Genomic DNA, 3,424 nt, shown 5'->3' on the forward strand with positions numbered 1-3,424 from the left:
GGCTGTGGCTGATGCTCTACCAGATGGCATCGAAATAGAGTTAGAACTTAAACACTGTGGATTGTATGCACCCAAGGCTAAAAGCTATGTTTTAGTCAGTGCAGAGGGTAAGACCAGCGTTAAAGGGTTATTCAGAAAGCGCAATCGATACCCGCTACAGAATCACTTCCCGATCGAGTTCATCGGTTTATATTTCACCCAAGGTCTAGACGCGGCTGAGGATTATTACCAAGAGACTCGATCGCTGTTAGCTGCTGGCGATCTGTCGGTTGAAGATCTCACCATTACCCGCAAGATATCCACCAATGAAAAGAGTCTAGTAGAGTTGGGAATCGGTAAGCAAGGGGAACGGGTTAGTTATTGGTATAAGCGGTTCGATCGCTATCACTCCAAGACTGGTAAACCGTTGAAACCGCTGCCAGTAGGGACTAACAGCGGCGAGTATTGGGTTGATTATTATGTCGGGGAATTGGATGAGGTTTATCGATCGATAATTCCTTTACCAATTGTAGGTAAGTAGAATAGTTTTACAGTAACGATCGAGCTAGAGGATGCGTGAAACATGAGCGGCAAAAAGAGAGATATTGAAGCACAAGAGCGGATCGACTGGATTCTCAATCGCCTCAAGGTCGGGATGAGCAAGCCCGACCTCATACGCCAGATCGAAAATCGTTACCAGATTAGCACCACACAAGCAAGAATCTGGCTACATAAAGCTTCCGACTCACTTATCTCGATCGATAAATACCGCAGACCCAGATTAAGAGCAGCAATGATAGAGATAGTCCGTGCCCAATTAATCGGTCTACAACAAGACATTGCTAAAGTCTCGGTTGAAATCCAATCGTATGAGGTGTCTAGAGCTACTAGAGAGAGGATACAGGTTCAGTTACTTGATGCAGACGACCGAGAACGGGAACGGCTCAAGGGGGAACTAACCGCAGTTAGACCGCTCAAGCCTCGCTATTATCTCGATTGCATAAGCCAGCGATCTAGTCTCAGGATCTCGATCGTTAAGTGCGTGACAGAGATCGGACGGCTTGAGGGTTTGTATGTGGAAGAGTTACCGATACTACGTGCCCTGTCCGTACTTGGCAATAGTGAGTTAATCCCCAGCGGGGTAGCTGGTAGCCTGATCGATATCCTGTCCAATCTGGAACTCGCGCTTGATGCCATACCACAAAAAGTAACCGCTAGAACCGTCGATCTGAACTGAACGCAATACTAGGAGCTAATTAGAGCAGGTACAGGGTTTGATATGGCTACCCGTGTGTGTAATCTATAGCCGACAACTGAGAAAACATCTACAAATATTTGCCAAAAACATCCGGTTTGTATAGTCGATCGGCAGTATTTTACTGTAGATAAAAGTATTGCGGCAACCTCATGGACAAAGCGGAAATAATTAATATCCTTCAGTCGGAGGACTGGACTAAAGCCGATGCACTTAGGGCGGTAGAGTCGATCGACTTCAACACTAATCCCGATGAGTTAACGATCCGCCGCAATATATCGAGTCGATTTGCTGGACGCGAACTAATTAAACGCCAGCGTGAGCAAGCAGCCCAAAAAGGTATGGTGACTAAAAAGACTAATCAAATTGAGCTTTTAAAACAACAATATCAGGCAGATATTAAGCAACGCGATCTACAACTTGCGCGATCGAAACAACAAGTTACAGGGGTGGATTCTCCCGATCCGAACAATATCCACAATCAGCAGTTACTAGCACGAGTTAAGGAACTAGAAGTTGATAATCGATCGCTCACCAAGGTTAATGCTGAACTCAAAAAAGACAACAAGAGCCTAAAGAACATAGTCGATTCAATTAGATTGCAAATCGCCAAAGACATGAAAGGGATCTTGAAATATCAAGATAGCGATCTGCGGCAAGCTATTCTCAAACTGTTCAAATCGACACAAGGATAAATTGTAATCTACATGGCAAGTAAAAAAGAATTTAACGGCATGGGTTATCGACAAGTACAGCGATCTAACTCAGACAACAAAGCTCAAATAACATCAGAAGAGATTCAACTACTAAAAAACAGTGGCTACAAGAATGTTGGCTGGGAAAAAGTTACTCAACTCTATCTCAAGATCCAAGAGATGTTAACCTCACCTTATCGTGAAAACTGGAGCCTCGATGAATTATTTCTGGAAGCCGATCGGATCGGACGAAAGTATCAATCTGCTGACGAGATTGCCACCTTTGAGAAACAATTCACGATGTTATCTCAAGAGATAGAGGATGAGATCGATCGACATTTTCCCGACACACAAGTAGAAACAATTGACTTTAGCAGGGTGTAAAAGTGATGAGCTTAGATAGTAATATCGCAGAAGATACAGACCTTAGATCGCTATTCAAGCTTGCGGATGAAATTGGCAATAAACATTATCACAAGCTCACCTCTCAAGATTAACAAGACTATATTAAGTACAACAACTGGCGGTATATCAATGGTAAATATGAATGTAAGTCAACAGAGGAAAGCAGAATCTGGGTAAATAATAATTCAGGACTCAAATGTCCAGTTTGTAACGAACGATATGCAGGTAGCAAGTATAAAACCATCGATCATAAGTTACCTCGATCGCATTATCCTTGGTTGTCAATGGAGTTCGATAATCTCTGGGTGATCTGTATCGATTGCAACATTGAAAAGAGCGATATGAATTGGTTTGAATACGAACAGTATATTTTTATCAACTATCCGCAGCGGTACGCTCAAGTGAAATTTGCTTGTCCGATGAGGATGCTGCAATCTTTGAAAACACTGAATGAGTCCGATCCCAGCTTCTAATACTGGTACAGATCTTCACTTCGATTTATCAATTAGCTTGACATATACGGGTCTAGAAAAGGCATCGGGGTATACCCACTGACGGCAATGGCTTCGAGGTCGATCGCTCCATGCCACACAGACGATCGTCGAACCTGGATAGAGAATCAATCGATCGTAAGTGCAGTTTGCGGCAATCCAGCGCAAGATGTCTTGATGGCTGAACTCGGTATTGTGAGGCTGGAAATCACAAGCGGCACCCAAATAAGCACCATTACAAGGCTTACAGTTGTGGATCGAGGGTTTCCATGCTGGATAGGTAGCTTTTTGAAGAGCATCGGATACATACCCATAGGTGATAGAGATGGCTCCGAATCGATCGACCACTGGGTCGAGAATATGTTCACAGAGTCCTCGAATACTGGCTACTTCCATCCCGTCTGGAGTTGGTGGGACATTAGCGATCCCTTTCTTGGCTGCTGCTTCAGAATATAGGAAATCTGAGAGCATGAAATTCCGCCCGACACGGATAGATTGGGGGCGTAAATGAGTATTCGATCGCCACTGTCTTTCTGGTGCGTTAGAGGTCATTGTTAAAGGCGATGTTTCTATATTTATTAGGTTGAATATTCGATTGA

At 43.8% G+C, this 3,424-nt stretch carries 5 protein-coding genes and 2 pseudogenes; 6 read left to right on the forward strand and 1 reads right to left on the reverse strand.

Annotation, left to right across the window (positions count from 1 at the left end; all coding sequences use genetic code 11):
- The 6 genes and pseudogenes from RMO79_RS06130 to RMO79_RS06150 form a co-directional block, all read left to right on the forward strand.
- A pseudogene (locus RMO79_RS06130) lies at positions 1 to 520 on the forward strand (hypothetical protein); the annotation flags it as partial.
- 42 nt (positions 521 to 562) lie between these two features.
- Positions 563 to 1,216, forward strand: a complete 654-nt coding sequence (locus RMO79_RS06135; RefSeq protein WP_310482173.1) for a hypothetical protein — start codon at positions 563 to 565, stop codon at positions 1,214 to 1,216.
- Between the two features lie 170 nt (positions 1,217 to 1,386).
- Positions 1,387 to 1,929, forward strand: coding sequence for a hypothetical protein (locus tag RMO79_RS06140; RefSeq protein ID WP_310482174.1), 543 nt, complete (start codon positions 1,387 to 1,389; stop codon positions 1,927 to 1,929).
- 12 nt (positions 1,930 to 1,941) lie between these two features.
- Positions 1,942 to 2,313 (forward strand): hypothetical protein, encoded by a 372-nt coding sequence (locus tag RMO79_RS06145; protein ID WP_310482175.1) that lies wholly within the window; start codon positions 1,942 to 1,944, stop codon positions 2,311 to 2,313.
- Between the two features lie 188 nt (positions 2,314 to 2,501).
- A pseudogene (locus RMO79_RS24445) lies at positions 2,502 to 2,663 on the forward strand (HNH endonuclease); the annotation flags it as partial.
- 12 nt (positions 2,664 to 2,675) lie between these two features.
- The gene (locus tag RMO79_RS06150; RefSeq protein ID WP_310482176.1) at positions 2,676 to 2,807 is read left to right on the forward strand and encodes a hypothetical protein; all 132 of its coding nucleotides are present in this window, start codon (positions 2,676 to 2,678) and stop codon (positions 2,805 to 2,807) included.
- A gap of 15 nt (positions 2,808 to 2,822) precedes the next feature.
- Here RMO79_RS06150 and RMO79_RS06155 read toward each other — a convergent pair.
- Positions 2,823 to 3,424, reverse strand: a 602-nt coding sequence (locus tag RMO79_RS06155) for a hypothetical protein (RefSeq protein WP_310482177.1), incomplete at its 5' end; no start/stop codon positions are given.

This window comes from Chamaesiphon sp. VAR_48_metabat_403 (assembly GCF_031422475.1).
Lineage (GTDB): Bacteria > Cyanobacteriota > Cyanobacteriia > Cyanobacteriales > Chamaesiphonaceae > Chamaesiphon.